The sequence below is a fragment of the Paracoccus onubensis genome, from assembly GCF_003591515.1.
GTDB classification, from domain to species: Bacteria; Pseudomonadota; Alphaproteobacteria; order Rhodobacterales; family Rhodobacteraceae; genus Paracoccus; species Paracoccus onubensis.
In genome coordinates, this window is record NZ_QZCG01000022.1 from 1 (window position 1) to 19,735 (window position 19,735).

The 19,735-nt window shown below is 61.0% G+C and carries 19 protein-coding genes; 9 read left to right on the forward strand and 10 right to left on the reverse strand.

Going from position 1 to position 19,735, the window contains the following annotated elements; genetic code table 11:
• Positions 1-46: 46 nt before the first annotated feature.
• The 3 genes from D3P04_RS22085 to D3P04_RS22095 all read right to left on the reverse strand — a co-directional run bounded on the left by D3P04_RS22085 (position 47) and on the right by D3P04_RS22095 (position 3,195).
• Positions 47-1,363: an ABC transporter substrate-binding protein gene (locus tag D3P04_RS22085; protein WP_119752047.1), complete on the reverse strand. Its 1,317-nt coding sequence runs from the start codon at positions 1,361-1,363 to the stop codon at positions 47-49.
• 207 nt (positions 1,364-1,570) lie between these two features.
• Positions 1,571-2,527: a sugar-binding transcriptional regulator gene (locus D3P04_RS22090; RefSeq protein ID WP_119752048.1), complete on the reverse strand. Its 957-nt coding sequence runs from the start codon at positions 2,525-2,527 to the stop codon at positions 1,571-1,573.
• A complete protein-coding gene (locus tag D3P04_RS22095; protein WP_119752049.1) occupies positions 2,524-3,195 on the reverse strand; it encodes an HAD family hydrolase in 672 nt (223 codons plus the stop codon). The genes D3P04_RS22090 and D3P04_RS22095 overlap by 4 nt, the downstream gene beginning before the upstream one ends.
• A 284-nt stretch (positions 3,196-3,479) precedes the next feature.
• Between D3P04_RS22095 and D3P04_RS22105 the strand changes: the two genes are divergently transcribed.
• Positions 3,480-5,057, forward strand: coding sequence for a helicase HerA-like domain-containing protein (locus D3P04_RS22105; RefSeq protein ID WP_119752051.1), 1,578 nt, complete (start codon positions 3,480-3,482; stop codon positions 5,055-5,057).
• Here the strand turns inward: D3P04_RS22105 and D3P04_RS22110 are convergent.
• Positions 5,020-5,355: a DUF6477 family protein gene (locus D3P04_RS22110; protein WP_119752052.1), complete on the reverse strand. Its 336-nt coding sequence runs from the start codon at positions 5,353-5,355 to the stop codon at positions 5,020-5,022. The genes D3P04_RS22105 and D3P04_RS22110 overlap by 38 nt on opposite strands.
• Positions 5,356-5,570: 215 nt before the next feature.
• Here D3P04_RS22110 and D3P04_RS22115 point away from each other — a divergent pair, with 215 nt between their 5' ends.
• The 3 genes from D3P04_RS22115 to D3P04_RS22125 all read left to right on the forward strand — a co-directional run bounded on the left by D3P04_RS22115 (position 5,571) and on the right by D3P04_RS22125 (position 7,945).
• Complete coding sequence (locus D3P04_RS22115; RefSeq protein ID WP_119752053.1) at positions 5,571-6,608, forward strand: DUF6456 domain-containing protein; 1,038 nt, start codon at positions 5,571-5,573, stop codon at positions 6,606-6,608.
• Positions 6,609-6,716: 108 nt separating this feature from the next.
• Positions 6,717-7,646 (forward strand): hydrogen peroxide-inducible genes activator, encoded by a 930-nt coding sequence (locus tag D3P04_RS22120; RefSeq protein ID WP_119752084.1) that lies wholly within the window; start codon positions 6,717-6,719, stop codon positions 7,644-7,646.
• Positions 7,643-7,945 carry a hypothetical protein gene (locus tag D3P04_RS22125; protein WP_147391977.1) on the forward strand — a complete coding sequence of 101 codons (303 nt, stop codon included), beginning with the start codon at positions 7,643-7,645 and terminating at the stop codon, positions 7,943-7,945. The genes D3P04_RS22120 and D3P04_RS22125 overlap by 4 nt, the downstream gene beginning before the upstream one ends.
• Before the next feature lie 21 nt (positions 7,946-7,966).
• Here D3P04_RS22125 and D3P04_RS22130 read toward each other — a convergent pair whose 3' ends face one another.
• The 3 genes from D3P04_RS22130 to D3P04_RS22140 form a co-directional block, all read right to left on the reverse strand.
• A complete protein-coding gene (locus D3P04_RS22130; protein ID WP_232845133.1) occupies positions 7,967-8,560 on the reverse strand; it encodes a response regulator transcription factor in 594 nt (197 codons plus the stop codon).
• Entirely contained in the window at positions 8,557-10,557 is a 2,001-nt protein-coding gene (locus D3P04_RS22135) for a two-component system sensor histidine kinase NtrB (protein WP_232845134.1), read from the reverse strand. Before D3P04_RS22135 ends, D3P04_RS22130 begins: the two co-directional genes overlap by 4 nt.
• A 217-nt stretch (positions 10,558-10,774) precedes the next feature.
• Positions 10,775-10,963, reverse strand: coding sequence for a zinc-finger domain-containing protein (locus D3P04_RS22140; RefSeq protein ID WP_119752086.1), 189 nt, complete (start codon positions 10,961-10,963; stop codon positions 10,775-10,777).
• Between the two features lie 124 nt (positions 10,964-11,087).
• Here D3P04_RS22140 and D3P04_RS22145 point away from each other — a divergent pair, with 124 nt between their 5' ends.
• The gene (locus D3P04_RS22145; RefSeq protein WP_232845135.1) at positions 11,088-12,020 is read left to right on the forward strand and encodes an ABC transporter ATP-binding protein; all 933 of its coding nucleotides are present in this window, start codon (positions 11,088-11,090) and stop codon (positions 12,018-12,020) included.
• A 43-nt stretch (positions 12,021-12,063) separates the two neighbouring features.
• On the opposite strand, the gene D3P04_RS22150 is transcribed toward D3P04_RS22145, so the two are convergent.
• Both D3P04_RS22150 and D3P04_RS22155 read right to left on the reverse strand, forming a co-directional pair.
• Complete coding sequence (locus D3P04_RS22150) at positions 12,064-12,447, reverse strand: HIT domain-containing protein (protein ID WP_119752057.1); 384 nt, start codon at positions 12,445-12,447, stop codon at positions 12,064-12,066.
• A gap of 11 nt (positions 12,448-12,458) precedes the next feature.
• Positions 12,459-14,036, reverse strand: a complete 1,578-nt coding sequence (locus D3P04_RS22155; RefSeq protein WP_119752058.1) for a DUF5928 domain-containing protein — start codon at positions 14,034-14,036, stop codon at positions 12,459-12,461.
• Between the two features lie 167 nt (positions 14,037-14,203).
• Between D3P04_RS22155 and D3P04_RS22160 the strand changes: the two genes are divergently transcribed.
• From D3P04_RS22160 to D3P04_RS22175, 4 genes are all read left to right on the forward strand, one after another.
• The gene (locus D3P04_RS22160) at positions 14,204-15,022 is read left to right on the forward strand and encodes a sulfotransferase family protein (RefSeq protein WP_119752059.1); all 819 of its coding nucleotides are present in this window, start codon (positions 14,204-14,206) and stop codon (positions 15,020-15,022) included.
• Positions 15,023-15,235: 213 nt separating this feature from the next.
• A complete protein-coding gene (locus tag D3P04_RS22165) occupies positions 15,236-15,772 on the forward strand; it encodes an RNA polymerase sigma factor (RefSeq protein ID WP_182912970.1) in 537 nt (178 codons plus the stop codon).
• Complete coding sequence (locus D3P04_RS22170; RefSeq protein ID WP_119752061.1) at positions 15,769-17,724, forward strand: vWA domain-containing protein; 1,956 nt, start codon at positions 15,769-15,771, stop codon at positions 17,722-17,724. The genes D3P04_RS22165 and D3P04_RS22170 overlap by 4 nt, the downstream gene beginning before the upstream one ends.
• Positions 17,725-17,926: 202 nt before the next feature.
• Positions 17,927-18,625 (forward strand): 5'-nucleotidase, lipoprotein e(P4) family, encoded by a 699-nt coding sequence (locus D3P04_RS22175; protein WP_182912971.1) that lies wholly within the window; start codon positions 17,927-17,929, stop codon positions 18,623-18,625.
• Positions 18,626-18,832: 207 nt separating this feature from the next.
• Here D3P04_RS22175 and D3P04_RS22180 read toward each other — a convergent pair whose 3' ends face one another.
• Positions 18,833-19,735: an ornithine cyclodeaminase family protein gene (locus tag D3P04_RS22180; protein ID WP_119752063.1), complete on the reverse strand. Its 903-nt coding sequence runs from the start codon at positions 19,733-19,735 to the stop codon at positions 18,833-18,835.

The window sequence follows — 19,735 nt, forward strand, 5'->3', positions numbered from 1 at the left end:
GCCCCCGGACCCCCCGAGGTATTTGGACAAAGAAGAAAGGGCGGGTTTACTTGGGGTAGCCCGCCCGGCTCATTTCACGCGTGGCGGTTGCCTGGGCGGCGGCAAGCGCGTCTTCGGCGCTGGACTGGCCCGAGACGGCGGCCGAGAAAAGCTGTCCGACGGTGGTGGCGAGGCCCTGGAATTCCGGAATCGCGACATATTGCGCGCCGACATAGGGCACGTCGTCCACGGTCGGGCTGCCCGGATTGGCCGAATTGATCGCTTCGAGCGTCATTTCGGCAAAGGGCGCGACCTTGGTATATTCCGGGTTCTCGTAAAGCGAGGTGCGGGTGCCCGGAGGGGCGGCGATCCAGCCCTCTTTTTCGGCGACGAGTTCGGTATAGCCCTTGCCGGTCGCCCATTCGATGAAGGTCTGCGCGGCCTCGGCATTTTCGGAACTGGCGGGGATCGCCAGCGTCCATGCCCAGAGCCAGTTTGCCTTCTGTCCGCCTTCGGCTGTCGGAGCCTGAGCGAAACCGACCTTGTCGGCGACCGTCGAATCGTTCGGGTTGGTCACGAAGCCGGCGGCGACGGTGGCGTCATACCACATGCCGCATTTGCCGGTCTGGAACAGAGCCAGATTTTCGTTGAAACCATTGGTCGAGACGCCGGGAGGGCCGAAATTGGTCATGATGTCGACGTAATAGGTGATCGCGTCCTGCCACGGTTTCTGGTCGAATTGCGGGACCCATTCCATGTCGAACCATTTGCCGCCGAAGGAATTCGCCATCGAGGTCAGAAGCGCCATGTTCTCGCCCCAGCCTGCCTTGCCGCGCAGGCAGATGCCATAGACGCCGTTATCGGGATCATGCATCTTTTCGGCAGCCTCGCGGATGAAATCCCATGTCGGCTCGTCGGGCATTTCCAGCCCGGCCTTTTCCATCAGATCGGTGCGATACATCACCATGGCGCTTTCGCCGTAGAACGGCGCGGCGTAAAGTGTGCCGTCCACGCTAAGCGCCTCGCGGATCGTGGGCAGCAGGTCGTCCACATCGTATTCGGCACTCATTTCAAGGGGCTTCAGCCATTCCTGTCTGCCCCAGATCGGCACTTCATAGGTACCGATCGTCATGACGTCGTACTGACCGCCATTGGTGGCGATATCGGTGGTGACCTTTTCGCGCAAAACGTTTTCTTCCAGGACCACCCATTCGATTTTGATGCCGGGATTGGCGGCTTCGAATTCGCTGGTCAGCCCCTGCATGCGGATCATGTCGCCGTTATTCACGGTGGCGACGGTCAATGTGACGTCCTGAGCGGCCGCGATGCCGGCTGAGGCGCAAAGCGCCGTTGCACCCATGAGGATGCGGAAATTCGTGATCATGTTGTCCTCCCTTACGGATTGGGCAAATGCCCTTCCGATGAGCAAATATTCGCAAATGGATGAGATTCTGTCAATAATCAAATACGACTCGCGAGTTCAGGACCATGACCCGGATTCATGTATTTGGAATGACGGGAAATTCCCGTTCCCATCACGGAACGGCAGGGCAAGATCGGGATTCGATGACGGAAGGAGGGCAGTAAGGGATCAGGCCAGCAGCCGTTCCGCCGTGGCCTCTGACGTGATCAGCCCGTTGACCAGCTGCCCTCGCAGTGCGCCACGGATTGCAGCGAGCTTGCCTTCACCCGAGGCCACGGCGATCAGCGGGCGCTCCGAACCCTTGGGTAAGGGGGCGGATGCGACGCGGCGGTTGAAATTGCAATCAATAATCGTGCCGTCGCCGTCATAGACCCAGCCAGTAATCTCTCCCGCCGCGCCCGCATGGGCGAGTTCGTCCATTTCGTGGGCCGAGACGAAACCGTCGACGAAAAGCGGGGCTGTCCGGTCCATCTGCCCGATACCCACCACCGACAAATCGGCATTCCTGCACAGCTCGATGGTATTCCGCGCTGCCTCCTGTTGCTGCATGGCGGCCAGTTCGCCGGGATCGCTGACAAGGACGGGCAGGGGGTTGGGGTAATGCGGGCCCTCGATCCGCTCGGCAAGATGGATCGTGGCGTTATAGGGCGATGCCGAGCCGTCGGACATCATGTTGCCGAGGCGCGAGGCGACGACATGCTGCGGGCAGGACATGCGGGGTGTCTGTTCGACCATGGCTTTCAGCGCCCGCCCGGTGCCAAGGCTGATCACCCGGCGCTCGGGTGATTTCAGCGTCTTTTCCAGAATCGTGGCTGCGGCGATGGCGATACCGGTCAGCAGGTCCGGCGCGCCGGGATCCGAGGGGACAACTTCGCAACTGCAAAGCGCATAGCGGCCGGTCAGGGCTCTGGCCAGGTTCATGCAATGCGCGATCGGGTGATCCAGCCGTACCTTGACCAGTTTTTCGCTGACCGCCATGGCCACAAGACGCTGGGCGCTTTGGCGGCTGACGCCGAGTTTGCGGGCGATTTCGTCCTGCGTATTGCCCGCCACGTAATAGAGCCAGCCGGCACGGGCGGCATCGTCCAATCGGCTTGATCCCGGCGCGAATCGTCCTGTGCTCACCTGAGTTCCCCGGCGGTTTCCATCTGCCTCAAGAGGTGAGGGAAATCCGCCCAGTTGTCAAAGCCCGCTATTCCGGGAGGCAATTCGATCGGGGCTTCACGCAGATGCCCGCCACCGCGATAGGCCAGCACTTTCATGCCCGCGGCCTGCGCGGCCTCCAGCCCCGGGGCGCTGTCTTCGACGACGATGGCAGCCGGGGGCTTTACGCCCATCCGGTTTGCCGCGAAAAGGAACAGGTCCGGGGCCGGTTTGCCGCGGGCGACCTGACTGGCGGTAAAGATTTTTCCGTTGAAAAATTCCGAAAGGCCAACAAGTTGCAAGGTTCGCTCGGCACGCGGCGGGCTTGATGAGGTGGCCACGCAGCTGGGCAGGTGCAGGGCTTGAAGCATCTGTTGAAATCCGGGGGTCGGCCGGAGTTCCTCTTCAAAACGCAGCAGCAGGCGGCGCCGGTATTCCGCCTCGAAATCTTCCGGCAGAGGGTGGCCGAAATTCTCGCGGATGACGCGGGCAACGGTGGGGAAACTGCGGCCCAGAAATTCGCGCCGGACGTCTTCGGCGCCAAGGGTCAGGCCGGTTTCCGCCAGGTTTTCGATCAGGACGCTGGCGGATAACAACTCGCTGTCAGCGATGACGCCATCGCAGTCGAAGATGACCAATTCTATCCGCATCGGGTATCCTTCGAAGGAACAGATCAATCGGAAAAGGCCGGATGGAAGCAGGGCTGTCAATGGAAAAAACGGTCGGTCATTCATATTGCCCTGCCATATCCACCTGCGAGCCCGCCGATTCGTGCAAGGCAGAAATGCCGCGCCAGAAGGCGCGGCATCCCAGCAGGAAGGAATCCCGGAACCCGAACTGGGATCCCAGAACAGAACCATGCTGGCACAGCCGGGTTAAGATTGTATTGTCAGTCTGAAAAAAGGCGATGGCGCCAATGACGAACGAGGGAAACATGACACAGATTCTGGACAGCGAAGCAGGAACGATCTTTGTCGGAGGCGGGGGTGCCGATTACGGTACGGCACAGAATCTGTTGCTGAAATATGCCAACCGTCACGGGTTGATCGCGGGCGCGACAGGAACCGGCAAGACGGTGACTCTTCAGACATTGGCCGAAAGCCTGTCTCTGGCCGGGGTGCCGGTGTTTCTGGCGGATGTGAAGGGCGATCTTGCCGGGCTGTCGCGACCGGGCGGCGAAGACGCCAAGCTGAAGGGCGCATTCAGCGAGCGCGCGGATAAGATCGGGCTGACGCTGGATTATCAGGATTTTCCGGTGACTTTCTGGGACGTCTGGGGCGAAAAGGGGCATCCGGTCCGGACCACGCCGGCCGAGATGGGGCCGCTTTTGCTGTCACGCCTCATGGAGCTGACCGAGGCACAGGAAGGGGTGCTGAACATCGCCTTCCGGGTCGCGGACGAACAGGGGCTTGCGCTGCTGGATCTTGCGGATTTGCAGGCAATTCTGGTCTGGGTGGGCGAGAGCGCCAAGGAATTGTCTCTGCAATACGGCAATGTCAGCACAGCCAGCGTCGGGGCGATTCAGCGCGCGCTTCTGGTGCTGCAAAATCAGGGTGGCGACAGGTTGTTCGGCGAGCCCGCTTTGGAGCTGGCGGATATCATGCGGCAGGATCAGGCGGGACGGGGGATGATCAATATTCTTGCCGCCGAAAAGCTGATGAATTCCCCACGGCTTTATGCGACCTTCCTGCTGTGGCTGCTGTCGGAGCTGTTCGAGCAATTGCCCGAAGTCGGGGATCCCGACCGGCCGAAAGTCGCGTTCTTCTTCGATGAGGCGCATCTTCTGTTCGATGACGCCCCGAAGGCCCTGATCGAAAAGATCGAACGGGTGGCGCGGCTGATCCGCTCGAAAGGTGTCAGCGTCTGGTTCATCAGCCAGAATCCGGCGGATATTCCCGAGGATATTCTGGGGCAGCTTGGCAACCGGGTGCAGCACGCGCTTCGTGCCTTTACCGCCAAGGATCAGAAGGCCCTGCGGCTTGCCGCCGAGAATTATCGCCCGAATCCCGATTTCGATACCGCTGACGCGATCCAGAATGTCGGGACCGGCGAGGCAGTGACCTCGCTGCTGGAAGCCAAGGGCGTGCCGGGGATCGTGCAGAAAACCTTGATTCGCCCTCCGTTCAGCCGATTGGGGCCGATCAGCGATGACGAGCGGGCGGAAACGATGAAGGCTTCGCCCATGGCCGAAAAATACGACACGCCGCTGGACCGCGAATCCGCGCGGGAAATATTGGCGAAGCGGGCGGAGGACGCCGCAACCGAAGCCGGGAAAGAGAAACAGCCCGCTTCCGGTTCGGACGATGATCTGTTCGAGATGAACACTGGACAACACAAGCAGGACCGTCGCTACGAACCGGAGCGCAAGGCAACGAAATCCCGGTCGTCGCGATCTTCGCGCAGCGACAGCATCGCCGAGGCTTTTGGCAAAAGCTTTGCCCGGCAAGTGGGCACAAGGGCGGGAAAGGCATTGGTCAGGGGCGTTCTGGGGTCGCTGTTCCGGGGACGCTGACGGCTGCCGCATGCATTTCGGCCAGCAATGCGATCATGATCAGGACGTGTCGCTGCATGTCATAGGAGGGCGCGCGCAGCAGACGCAGCCCGTTCAGCCGCTCTTCCTCGGCCCGCAGAAGCTTCAGGGCCTGATCATGGGCGGGGCATTTGTGGCTGCGCAACAGCCGGGGCAGATCCCGGCCGCGCTGCCATCCGCCTTGCCCCGCCTTTGCCGCCCGCATCAGGATGCCCGGCCTGCCCAAGGCCTGATTTTGTATGACGGGATGAAAATCCGCGAATCCGGTGGATAAGTTCATGGCGGAGGGTTCCTCTGCAAGATGAAAGTGCAGAAAATACACAACCAAAAGTGGTGTTGCGCGAATGTGTTTTGCAGCGAACGCAGGGGAAAGAATTATTTAGGATTTATTAGAGAATGTTGCGCCTCGGTTTACCAATTGCCGCGCGACCTGCCGGCAAGATACTGCGCGGACGTTGTCTGGACCTCGTCCGCCCAAAGAACAGAGGCGATGACATGATTCAGAAACAGGATTTTCCGGCAGTTTCGAAAAGTACGGGCCGGGCAGGGCGTCCTGCCGCCCGTCAGGCGCAAGACGTTCAGGATGTGGCACTTTATACGCGGCATATCAGGGAAGGCGTGCCGATCCGGGCGCTGGCGCGGGAACTGGGTTGTCACGCCTCGACCGTGCTGCGGCGGATTCGGCGCTTTGAAGACCGGCGCGACGATCCTTTGGTCGATTCCGCGCTTTCTGCCCAGCATGGCAAACCCCTTGATGAAAAGAAGCTGCGGCAGGTGCTGCGCCGTTTGGTCGAGCCGGGCGCGGTGCTGGCGACCACCGACGGGATCGAGACCGCGATCGTGACCCGCGACGATATCCGCACGGCGGTTCTTGACCGCGGGATGGCTGAGGTCATGGCCCTGCGCGGCTGGGTTGTGCAGACGCGCTCGGTCGGGCGCATTCAGCGATATGTGCCGACGCCTGCCGGACGGGCTGTATTGCGGCGGATGCTCAAAGGCGAAAGCGTCGGTGGAGAAACAGCGGATCATGCCGATCAGCATCGGCTATGGGGCGAGCGTGTTCTGGACGATCCCGAGGATGGCCGCTCCTGCAGAACGCGGGTCAATCTTGCCGAAAGCCCCTTGCAGGTTCTGGCGCGGCGTTCCGACGCGAATGGGCAGCCCTTTCTAAGCCCCGGCATGGTTGCTGCCGGAGAGCGCCTGCGCGAAGATTTCGAACTGGCGCAGATGGGGCCGCGGGTCACCCAGAATTGGGAAGGGTTCCTGACCGCCGGAATCGATACCGGAGCAAGGGAGTTCAGTGGCGGCTCGGGCACTGCCCGCGAAAGGGTGGGGGCGGCCTTGCGCGATCTGGGACCGGAACTGGGAGACGTGGCGCTGCGTGTCTGCTGTTTCCTCGAAGGGCTCGAGATGACCGAACGCCGCCTGGGTTGGCCCGCACGTTCAGGCAAGCTGGGACTGAAGCTGGCCCTGATACGGCTTGAGCGGCATTATCAGGAGCATTACGGCCCACGGTCTCCGTTGATCGGGTAGGGCAGGATCCGGAGCTTGCCTCTGCGGTTTCCGGGGTGGGGATTGATTGGAATCGAAGCGCCGAATAAGCTTGCTTTCGGCATATCCGGAATTCGATCAGATCATCTTATGAACATCACCTTCCGCCAACTTCGCTATTTTCTGGCCTTGGCCGAACAGCGGCATTTCACCCGCGCGGCAGAGATGATCCATGTGACCCAGCCCGCCTTGTCGATGCAGATACGCGCGCTGGAGGAACAGGTCGGCGGAAAGCTGGTCGAGCGTACGCCGACCGGCATCGTGTTGACGCCGCGTGGCCGGACCCTGGCGGATCATGCCAGGCAGGTGGCGGCGGCGATGGCCGGGCTTGAACAGGGGCTGAACAGTCCCGGTCAGGGCGGCAAGCTGCGGCTGGGGATGATTCCGACGGTCGCCCCTTATCTGCTGCCCGAGGCTTTGCCGGTGCTGCGGGCCAGTGATGTCGGCCGCGACATGTATCTGCGCGAGGCCATGACCGACCGCTTGCTGACCGAACTGGAATCGGGCCAGCTTGACGCCGCCGTTGTGGCAACCCCGCCCGAGGGGGACAATCTGGTTGCCGTGCCACTGTTCATCGACCGGTTTCTTCTGGCGGGAAGTTCCACGCGCATCGCGGGATTCGCTGCCCGGGCGGAGAGCCTGAAGCCGCAATCGCTGGACCCGAGCCAGCTTCTGTTGCTGGACGAGGGGCATTGTCTGGGGGATCAGGCGCTGGAAGTCTGCGGGCTGTCCCGGCATGGCGGCCGCCTGAATCTTGGAGCGGCATCGCTGTCCACGCTTTGCCGTCTGGCGGCGCAGGGGATGGGGCTGACCTTCCTTCCCGAAATCGCACGGCTGCAGGAACTGGCGGCCGCTCCGGGACTGGTCACGATCCGGTTTCCCGATCCGCAGCCGGAACGGCAGGTGCTGCTGTTGCGCAGGGGCTCGACCCCGGCGGACGGATGGTTCGACGAATTGGCAGAGACATTGCGGCGGGCAGGGGATGATTTGCTTGCCGCCGAATGGCATGCGGAAGGATGAGCGAAGAGTTAATGCTTCTCGCGATGCTGGGGCTTGGGTTTCTTGTACTACCCTTTTTACTTGGGATCGTGATAGGCCGCCGGATTTCTGCTGCGGTTGCAGTCGCATTTTCATTGCTGCTGCTGGCCGTTTTGCTTTGCGTGGCATGGTGGATTTATCACAACGGACCGGAGAGTGGATATGGCCCCGAATTTGCAGCGGGTCTGTTTCTGATCTATGTCGTCGTGCCTGTGTTTGTTTCCACGATTGCCGCCCTTGCCATCGGGCAATGGCTCAGGGTGCGTCGAAGAAGGGAATAGTCCCGCCCTTTACGCTGCGCGTCACTTGTTGTCCGTGCCGACCATGGCCGCGAGTTCCAGACCGTTCCTTGCCCCCATCTTGGCCAGAACCCGCCCGCGATGCACCTCGACCGTGCGGACCGCGATGTTCAGCCGGTCCGCCATCTGCTTGTTCAACTCACCCGTCAGCATCAGCCGCATCACCTCTTCCTCGCGCGGCGACAGGGTGGCGAGGCGTGCGGCGATGTCACGGCGGGCAGCATCTTCGGCTTTTGTCGCATTGAACCTTTCGATTGCGCAAAGTGCCAGATCGACGATCTGATTATCGTTGAAAGGTTTTTCCAGAAAGTCGAAAGCGCCGGCCTTCAACGCTTCGACCGCGATCGGCACATCGGCATGCCCGGTCAGAAAAATCACCGGTGCCCTGACCTCCTGCGCCAGCAACCGGTCGAAAACCTCGGGACCGCTCAGATCGCCCATGCGCACATCCAGTATGATGCAGGAACAATCCTCAAGCGGCTGGGCGGCAAGGAAAGCCTCGCCGGAGGGCCAGCAGCGAGAGGCCAGCCCCCGGGAAGCGAACAGGAAACCGAGCGAATCGCGGATCGCTTCCTCGTCATCGACAATATGAATCATGCCGCCCATGCTTTGCCCTCGGATTTTCCTTCTGCCCGCGGCAGAGTGATCAGGAATATGGTTCCGCCATCCGCGGCGGAGCGATGAGCCAGCTGGCCGCGGTGCAACTCGATGATGGAACGGCAGATCTTCAGGCCCATTCCCATTCCCTGCGCCTTGGTCGAGGCGAAAGCCTCGAACAGGCGGCCCGCCATGTCATCTGAGATACCGCAGCCCTGATCCTCGACCTCGATCATGCTGTGGTTGCCTTCGGGGTACAGCCGGATCAGGACCGCGTCGCCATGACGCTTTTCGGCCATCGCCTCCATGCCGTTGCGGATCAGATTGATCAGCACCTGCTCCAGCAGGATGCGGTCGGCCTGCTGTGCCGGGACAGGGTGCAGATCGGTCTGGATGACCACACGATGCGCACGGGCATCCGCCGACAGGAAAGATACCGTTTCGTTGATCACCTCGTCCAGCCGGGTCTCGACAAAACGGGGCTCGCGCTTTTTGACCAGATCCTGGATATGGCGGATGATCTGCCCGGCGCGGTCGGCCTGATGGCCCAGCTTGCCGGTCGCCTCGCACAGCAGGGCGGGATCGGGATTGCCGGCGTTCAGAAGGTTGGACATGCCCGCCGCATAGGAGGCGATCGCGGCAAGCGGCTGGTTCAGTTCATGCGCCAGCGTCGAGGCCATTTCGCCAAGCGTGACCAGCCGGCCGGTTCGCGCCATCGTCTCGTCCTGTTCACGCGTCAGCCGGGCGGCGCGTTTCTGTTCGGTGAGGTCGATGACCGAGCCCATCCAGCCCCGGTGGATTCCGGCGGAATCGATCAGCGGTGCCTCGTAGACCTGAACGTCGATCTCGCGGCCGTCGCGATGCAGGAAATGGGTCTCGAAACTTTGCGCCTTGGTGCCCGAGCGGGCAAGATGTTCGTGCCGGGCGCGGGTTTCCTCGGTTTTCTGGGGGTGCCAATAGGGCATTGGCGGCAGATGACCGATCAGGTCCGACGAGTTCCAGCCAACCAGATCGCAGAATGCCGAGTTCACATAAAGGATCCGTCCGTCGTGATCGCGGGCGCGGATGCCGACCGTCAGGCTTTCTTCCATTGCGCTGCGAAAAGCGGTCTCGCTGCGAAGCTGCGCTTCGGCGGCGCGGCGGCGCTTGGAGCTGCCATAGAGGACCGCCAGAGCCAGGATGGCGAAAATCGCCAGTGCGCCGATCGCGCCGAAAAGCAGTGCCGCGCGCAGGCCCTTCTGGTCTTCATATGCGGTGATCATCAGTTCCGTGCCATGCAGCGGCGGATCGAAGCTGATCCGGTGGCTGGGAGAGTCGGGATTGGTGTCGAGCAACTGTCTTTCGGCGTAACTTTTGCCGTCCATGTCGCGAATGCGCACTCCGTATTGCTCGGCGATCCACCACGGAACATGTCTTTGCAGCAGAAGCTGAAGCGAAACCGTCGCGGTCACGAAGCCTGCCTCATCCGGCAGGGCAAGCCCCATCGTCGCCTGCCCCTCTTCGCTGGTGCTGCCATAAACCGGCCTTGCGCCACGGGTCCTGCTATTCGCGAGTCTCTTTACCAGCGCGTCATCGCCCGGAGCCCTTTCCCCCGGCAAGGCCCGCTGACGTTGACCCGCATTGTCATACCAGATGATCGAAAGAATTTCGGGGTTCGAGGCGATATGCAGCCGGGCGCGGGAATCCAGTATATCCGGATTGGTTCCCGATGCGGCTTCAAGCGCCATCCGTGCAAGCATATCCTCGTCCACCGACATCTGAAGCCGCAGGGTCTGTTCGACCCACAGGGCGTCTGTGGCGAGTTTCATCCTTGCCTGCTCGGCCTCGTTCCGGCTGACGATCCAGACCACACCCGCCACCAGAATGACCAGAGCGATGATCGCCATCAGTGGAATCAGCGCCAGCAGATCAAGCCGCCGGCGGGCAAAGGGGGTGCCAATGCTCCAGGTTTCGTCCGGGGATGCGCTGTTCCCCGTCCCTGTCTTTCGCCGTTTCACCCCCGCAATCCCTCCCTATTGCGAAAAGGCAGAATAGCGGCACTATGCGCAATGACGCAAGATTTCGATCAGTTTTGCTGACCGCCGGGACGGGAAGGCAAGGAATATTCGGTTGCGGCGTGATCACAGAACGGCCCTTGGCGTACAAGCGGCACTATCTTTCCGGATGCCGCTTTCGCCGCCCGCTGTTCAGTGGTTGCTGTTCAGTGCCCGCCGTTCAATGATCGTCGTGAGCGTGGTTCGGGTCCAGTACGAAACGCTTGTCGCAATAGCCGCAATCGACGAAACCCGTTTCCGGCGGGATTGCCAGCCAGACGCGCGGATGCCCCAGCCCAAGGGAATCGTCGCCGTCGCAGGCGATCCGGCGGCTTGTCACGGTGACGGTTTCCGGGGCGGGCAGGCGCATTTCCGGTGCGGTCTGGTTTACGGAACGGGCGGTCTCTGTCATGGCTGGCCTTCTTGTGGCGGCGGGCGGGTTCTGTTCTAACCCACATATCCCAGCGTTGCCCGGCTACGCAAGCTTTGCAAGGATGTCAGTCATGTCAAATGCCATCGAAATTACCGCTTTGCGCAAAACCTATGCCGCGCAGGGCAATGCCCCCGCCAAAGATGCATTGAAAGGCGTTGACCTGAATATCCGGGCGGGCAGCATCTTCGGGCTGCTGGGGCCGAATGGCGCAGGGAAATCGACGATGATCAACATCCTTGCCGGTCTGGTGAACAAGACGGCGGGCAAGGTGGTGATCTGGGGATTCGATCAGGATGTGAACCCGCGCCAGTCGCGTGCCGCCATCGGGATCATGCCGCAGGAACTGAACATGGATCCCTATTTCAGCCCCCGCGCCAGCCTTGAGGTGCAGGCGGGACTTTACGGAGTGCCCAGGGCGGATCGCTGGACGGATGAATTGCTGGAACTGGTCGGGCTGACCGGGCAGGCCGATGCCTATGCCCGCAATCTTTCAGGCGGAATGCGGCGGCGGTTGCTGCTGGCCAAGGCGCTGGTGCATCGCCCGCAGATCCTTGTGCTGGACGAGCCGACGGCAGGCGTGGACATCACCCTGCGCGCGATGCTGTGGAACAATGTCCGCAGGCTGAACGAACAGGGGATGACAATCATCCTGACCACGCATTATCTGGAGGAAGCCGAAGAGATGTGCGACGAGATCGCCATCATCAATCATGGCGAACTGATCGTGAAGCAGAGCACACGCGAATTGCTTGGCCGCACCGATGGCAAGACGCTTGTCATCGACACCGGCGCGCGGGTGGAACTGCCCGCCTTGCCCGAGGGTGCGCGGCCCGAGTGGCGATCCGACGGGCGGCTGGCGATCAGCTATCCGCCCTCGCGAATCCGTGCAGATCAGTTGATCGACGCGCTGCGCGGCGCGAATGTGCCGATCAGGGATGTCGCCAGCGAGCAGCCCGATCTGGAGGATGTCTTCGTCGAACTGACCCGCGGCTGACCCGGTGGGCGGCCCGCCTGTATCGCGCGCGCCTTTTCCTGCCTTAGCCGCGCCGGCTGAGCATCGGCCCCATCACCCGGCCGCCCATGATATGCAGGTGGAAATGCGGAACCTCCTGCACGCCATCGGAGCCGGCATTGGTGATGGCACGGAAGCCGTTGCCGCCATTCGCCTGCCCAAGCCCTTCTGTCGCGATCACCTCGGCGCAAAGCCGCATGAATGCCGCGATCTCATCTGCCGAGGCATTGGCCGAAAAATCCTCGAAGCTGATATATTTCCCCTTCGGGATGACCAGCACATGGCTTGGCGCCTGTGGCGTGATATCGCGAAACGCCAGCGCGTGGTCGTTCTCGGCAACGGTATCGTTCGGAATTTCGCCCCTGAGGATGCGGGCGAAGATGTTTTGGTCGTCGTAGTCGAAAGCCATGGAATTCCTGCCTAATCTGCGAAAAGATGTTCGGTGCCTGCCAGATCCTGCGCGATCTCGGGCGCGACGTCCAGAAAGCGCGCGATCGACAGGGCATTCCGTTCAAGAGACTGCGCGCTGGCAATCGTTTCGAAATGCTCGAAATTCATGTCCCGCAATCTTTCGGATTCCTGTTCAAGATCGGCACGCACGATCGGAAGCAGCCGCGCAAGCACATCGTCCGGGGTTGTGTTGCCAGCCAGACCAATCCGGTTCATATGACCGCGCATATAATTGTCGTCGAACTCGCTGTCGACGAAGAGGATCCGGCTTTCCGCCTTGTCGCTGACGAAATCCGAAATCAGCGAGAGCGCCGAGGGATCGATGCACAGGACAAGCTGCCGGCTGTCATATTCGTCGAACAGCAGGCGCAGCAGGGCGCGGCGATGGCGCTGCCGCTTGGTCAGGCTGGAGGCGACGCCGCCAAGCCAGGGCAGGCTCGCGTCCTGCTCGTCAAAAAGGTAATCCAGTGCGGGAATATCCGTAAGCGCGCGAATCCTGGATGTCAGGCGCTTGGCGATATGCCATTTCTTGGCGACAATCAGATGCACGATCTGATTCCTGCCCAGATTGCCCTCGCTTTCCCAGAAGCGCGGCGCGAACCGTCGTCCGACCCGGCCACGCTCGGTCAGGAAGCGGAACAGGCGCGGACCCTCATCCGAGATCACGAATTCCTGACCGCTGGCCTGCCAGAGCGCGCCGAGCTTCTCTCGCAATTCCAGGGCTTCGGCACTGATCTTGCGGGCGAAAAGGAAATCCTGGCGCAGCAGGAGATCGTAGTGATCATTATAGAATGTCGCGGGCATCCCGTAATCGGTGAACATCAGGAACGTCAGCGTACGCCGGTGAATCTCGGCTTTCGGAACCAGATGCGCGACCAGCGTCTGGAAAAAGGTCTCATCCGGGATCCATGTGGTGGCGAAGAAGCGCATCACGTCCTTGCGTTGCCTGCAGAAATCAAGGATCCGTGTGACCGTATTGCGGCGCAGGCACCACCATTGCGAACCGATCATGATTTGCAGATCTGCCGGAATCTGGCGTTGAAGCCGGAATCGCTGCTGAAATTCGAGATTGGCGTAGAACAGTTTCTTGTGTTTCCGCTCATTGAAGAAGTGGCGATAGATCAGCCGCTCTTCCTTGATCCCGGTCTTGATCCAGTCGCTTTCGAAGAAATCGAAGCTTTCGATGAAGTCTCCGTCGATTCGCTCGAGGAAGGAATGCGCGTATTCCCCCGATTTGATCGGCATGCAGTCGCCTGACAGCATGTAGAAATGAGTCGCGTCCGGGAAAGCTTCGACGGCCGATTCGACCGCCAGAAGGCTGGCATCGACCAGCGACCAGTTTCCCCAGCCGCATTTCAGCCGTTTGGCGGCGAATGTGACGCCGGATTCGTCCTTCAACGCGTCCTGTATGCGTCGAAAATACTTATCCGGGGCGTTTGCGTCGAAGTGGATCGAGACATAATCTCCGGTGGCGCAAAGCCTTCTGGCCTGCGCGATGACCCCTTCGGGATCCTTGTGAGTCAATAGGATAAAAGCAATTCTTGTCATGGGTTCCCCGCAGTAATGCGGTCAATTAATTGCGTGGCGCGTTTATTGCGTTGAAAATCTTCGCAGGGTTTGCTTTGTGTCTGTATCAATTTTGACTGCGCGAGCAAGCCGGATGGCCCTCATTTGGTAAATTTGCGCCCACTAATAGATATAGAAGAGAGTGCGATATGGGGTTTCCCGGCGTTTGGATGACCGAAAGTGAAAGTTTGATCTACCGTGTGGTTCCGAAATGTGCCTGCTCAACCATTGGCCAGATCATGTTCTATTCGGACCACGGACGTTACTTCGATGGCGATATCCACGATTCGACAACCGGTTTACATAAATGGAATCAGGATGGTAGTCAGGAGCCGATCCGGAATGCGGTGTTGGGCCACAAGACGCCGGCCTTCACCTGTGTCCGTAACCCCTATACGCGGATTCTGTCGTCCTTTTTCGACAAGATCGCGGGCATTCAGCGGAACGGCAAGCGCTATCGCGGCAAACTGGTGCCGCAGCTGATCCAGCGCTACGGCATCGATGTCGGCAGCCCCGAGAACGGTTTCGATTTCGATCAGATCGCCAGTTTTCGCCGTTTTCTGCTTTTTGCGCGCGACACCATCCGCTGGCGGCGTCCGATGGAGCCGGATATCCACTGGTCGGCAATGTCCGGCCATATCTCGACCTTCATCGGAAGCGGTGGCAGATATGACCGGATCTTTTTCACCGAGAAGTTCAATGACGGCATGCAAGAGGTTCTGAGCGATACGAAACCCGCACATAAGCTTGACCTGAAAAAAGTACCGCGCTTCAACGAATCCGAAGGGCACGGCCCCAAGCGGGCGCATAAGGTCAGTGCCTATTTCGACGATCTGTCGCGGCATCTGATCTGGGAAATGTACAAGGACGACTTCCTGTTGTTCCGCTATGATTTCGACGATCCGGACAACAAGATGCCGATCGGCGAAGTGGATTTGGACGAGGTTCACGCCAAGCTCCGCTACTGAACCGGCGATCAGAGCTTCCGAATGAGGGGCGCGATTCCGGCGCGGATGGTGCCGGAATCGCGCCCTTTCTGCCCGGCCTGAACATATCGTGATGGCGTTCCTGCACCGCGCATCTTATGGGCGCTTTGGGGGCGATGCCGTGGCCCGGTGAAAAACGTCACGGGCCGACCCAAGATCCTGTGCCCGGCAGACGTCATAAGTTATGACATGCGCATGAACGTGACAGATGAAGATCTTGCGCTGGCGGCGGCCGGCGGTGATGCGGATGCCTTCGAGGCTCTGTTGTCGCGCAATTATGACCGGCTGTTCGGATTGTGCTTCCGCCTGACCGGCAACAGAGCCGAGGCCGAGGATCTGACGCAGGATATCTGCGCCGCGCTGCCCTCAAAACTGGCGGGCTTTCGCGGCGAGGCCAGGGTTACGACCTGGCTTTACCGTGTCGCCCTGAATGCGGCGGTGGACCGCAGGCGCAAGGCGTCGCGTTATGCGCGGGCAATGGAAGGCTGGGGCGATTGGGAGATCGGCCGCCAGAGTGCCATCGCGGAAGAACAGCAGGATGCCGCGTGGCTACATGCTGCCATGAGCCATCTCAGCGATATCCTGCGCGATACATTGGTGCTGGTCCTCGAAGGTCTGAGCCACGCCGAGGCGGCCGATATTCTGGGCGTTCCCGAAGGAACCGTTGGCTGGCGGGTCGCCGAGGCACGGAAACGCCTGCGCGAATTGAAAGAGAAGGAGGAGGCGCAATGACCTCCGGTCATGACGATCCGGATCTGGACGATCTGAAGCGCGCGATGCGGGCAGCGACGCCGCGGCCCGATCCTGTGCGGCGGGCGGAGAATCTGGCACTGGCGAAGAAAAATTTCGCGGCGACCCAAGGATCCGGGATGGCTGCGCGTCAAAACTCTGAACGTTCCGAGAAACGGGGCGTGTTCAGAGGAGTTTTTGACATGCTTATGACCAGAACCGCCGCTGCCGGGCTGACCGCAACCACCGCGCTTGTCGCCGTTGGCGCCCTGTTTTTCACGCCTGCCGGGCGCGATCTGATGACGCCGCCCTCGGATATGTCGCGCCCCGAAGTGGCGGCGCAGCCGGAGCCAGCCGCCAGCGATGCGCCCGCCATCGCCAAGCCCGAGGCACCGGCAGCGCAGGACCTGCAAGCGGAATCCACACCGGCCCAACCGCAGGCCGATGAGGTCGTCGGTTATAACGCCCAGCTTCGTGACGCCGCGCCCGCGCCGATGGCGCGTGTCGGGATCGCTCCGGATATCGCCCCTGCGCCGCCTCCGGCCAATACCGAACAATTCTCGAATAAGGATGACAACCCCCTGCATGTCGTGGCCGAGGATCCGGTTTCGACCTTTTCGATCGACGTCGATACGGCCTCTTACGCGCTGGTCCGCTCGTCGCTGAATGCCGGGCAGATGCCGCCGCGCGATGCCGTGCGGGTCGAGGAGATGATCAATTATTTCCCCTATGACTATCCCGCGCCCGGCCCGGAGGATGTCAGCCCGTTCAAGCCGACTGTCAGTGTGTTCCAGACACCGTGGAACCCGGATACCAGCCTTGTGCATATCGGCATGCAGGGCGAATTGCCGGCCATCGAAGATCGCCCGCCGCTGAATCTGGTCTTTCTGATCGACACGTCGGGCTCGATGGATGAACCGGCGAAACTGCCCTTGCTGGCCCAGAGCTTCAGGATGATGCTGTCGAAACTGAACTCCGACGATCAGGTCGCCATCGTGACCTATGCGGGAAACGCCGGAATCGCGCTTGAACCGACGCCTGCCTCGGACCGGGGCGCGATCGAGAAAGCCCTTGCCGGGTTGCAGTCCGAAGGTTCGACCAATGGCGAGGGCGGGCTTGAAGAGGCGTACCGGCTGGCCGGCGAGATGTCGGAAGAGGGCGAGGTGTCGCGCGTGCTGCTGGCGACCGACGGAGATTTCAATGTCGGGATCGATGACCCGGACGCCCTGACTGATTTCATCTCGGACAAGCGTGACAGCGGGATTTATCTTTCGGTGCTGGGCTTTGGCCGGGGGAACCTGCAGGACGACACGATGCAGGCCCTTGCTCAGAACGGCAATGGCACAGCCGCCTATATCGACACGTTGAACGAGGCGCAGCGCGTGCTGGTCGATCAGCTTGCCGGGGCGTTGTTCCCCATTGCCGACGATGTGAAGATCCAGGTCGAGTTCAACCCGGCGGTGATCGCCGAGTACCGGCTGATCGGCTATGAGACCCGTGCCTTGCGGCGCGAGGATTTCAACAATGATGCCGTCGATGCCGGAGAACTGGGCGCCGGCCATTCCGTGACCGCAATCTACGAGGTGACGCCGGTGGATTCGCCCGCCCGCAAGGCCGATCCGTTGCGCTATGCCAGGCAGGAAATGGACAGCGAGGCGACGGGAAAATCGGACGAACTGGGCCTGCTGCGTTTGCGCTGGAAAGATCCGGGGGAAAGCGAAAGCCAGCTGATGGAGTTCCCGATCACCGAAACGGATCATCCCGGCTCCGAGGCGGAATTCGCCGCCGCGATTGCAGGTTTCGGGCAGCTTCTGCGCGGTTCCACCTTCCTGCAGGATTGGGGATACGAGGATGCGATTGCCCTTGCCACAGCCAATCGCGGTGCCGATGAATTCGGCTATCGCAATGAAGCGGTGCGGCTGATGCGCCTTGCCGAGACTTTGGCGGCGGACTGAAGCGGACCTGTCCGGATGCCGGGGCCGGGCGCATGCGTCCGGCCTTTTCTTATACGGGAATCGGATCGGACAGATGCCGGTGACGCTTTGGGCGGCTGGGGCAGGGTTCGGGGTATACCGGAATTCAGCTTTGAACTTGCATCCCGATAAGGCATGGTTCAGGGCTTGGACGTATCAGGACACGGATTTTCAAGGCGGATCGATGACGGAAACAGGCATATTGGATCATCCCCATGAACATGCGATGGCGATCAGGTATCAGCAGCGTTCTGCAGAGATCAAAGCCTTGCAGCGGCAATGCTATGCGCTTGCCACGCTGAGGCTACGGGCTACCGTTGAGGCGGCGGGCGGATCGGGCGCAGGGCTGGCGGTCGTGTCTGATATCGATGAGACGATTCTTGACAACGCCGCCGTCATGGCCCATGCGATGAGCCGGCCGACAGGGCAGGACAAGATCGATATCTGGAAATTATGGGAGCGCGAGGGTCAGCCGCATCTGATTCCGGGCGCGGCGGATTTCTTCGAGCTTGCGGATGAGCTTGGCGTAACGATCTTCTATGTTTCCGACAGGTTCGACGAGAACAAGATCGCCACGATCGCCACCTTGTCGCGGCTTGGGCTTCCGCAGGCGGATGCAGATCATGTGCGGCTGCTTGGACCGCCCAAGGCCGAGCGACGCATTGCCATCGAAAAATCGCACAGGATCATATTGCTGCTGGGCGACACATTGCATGATTTCGACGACGCCTTCGCGGGGAGCCCGCTGGAAGAACAGCATCGGTTGACCGAAGAACATGCAAGGCGCTTCGGTGAAGACTGGATCGTGTTTCCGAATGCCGGTCATGGCACATGGATGGAAGCGGAACTTCTGCCATGGGATGCGCCGATACGCAGCCTTTAAAGCCCGCCGCGCCCCTCCGGATTCGCTTCCCCTTCCTCTGCTTCTTCTTTGTCCAAATACCTCGGGGGTCGCCGGCGGGTCGCGCCACTGGTTCGAGAGACCTGCCGGCGACGGGCTGGCCCCGGCCATCGCGGGACACAAGTAACCGGCGTTTCCGATTCAGCACGACAGGCTCTGACCGTCTGGGTTCATCTGGCCGAGCGGAAATTATTCCATTGCGTCAAGAATGTAACGCGCGGTCATCAGATCCAGATGCGCGCCGCCGCCATTCTTGGCGATCGTGATCTCATCCCGGGACCGGCGCGTATAATCGCCTGACGACAGGTCATAGAAATCCGCGACGATATCCGTCTTTGAGATGACTCCGCTATCAAGCGGAATCTGTATTTCTCCGATATGGCCGATGGTGGTATTGCGGCTGTCGACGAAAATCCGGGCGCGTTTCAGGGCCGTGTCGTCCACTTCGCGCATATCGGGACGATAGGCTCCGATCAGGTCCAGATGCGTTCCGGGTTGCAGCCAGTCGCCCTGCAGCACGGGATGCGTCGCCATGGTGGTTGTCGCAATCAGATCCGCGTCGCGGCAGGCGGCGGGCAGATCGTCGACCGCGATTGCATCCATCCGCGCGGCAAGGTCCCGGGCCGCGCTCGCGGTGCGGTTCCAGATGCTGATGCGGATGTCCGGGAAGGCCGCGCGATAGGCTTCGATCATCGAGGCGGCGACATTTCCGGCGCCGACGATCAGCGCGCTTGCGCTGTCCTCGCGGGCAAGTCGCCGCGTCGACAGAAGGCTGTCACCGGCGGTTTTCCATTTGGTGACAAGGTGGAAATCGATCAATGCGACGAGTTCGCCGCTTGCATCACCGAACAGGTTCACCGCTCCGTTGACCACCGGCAGGCCGGTTTGCGGATTGCCGGGGAAGATCGTCGCGGGTTTGACCGCCAGACCAAGCCCGTCGATCCATGCCGAACGGGTCAGCAGCGTGTCATTGCCGCGATAAAGGAAACTGTCGGAAATCTCTGCGCGGGGCAGGCTGTGACCTTCGGCAAGCGCATCGGTCAGGGCGAGCCAGTCAAGGCGGGACTCGGCTTCGGAGGTAATGATCTGCAT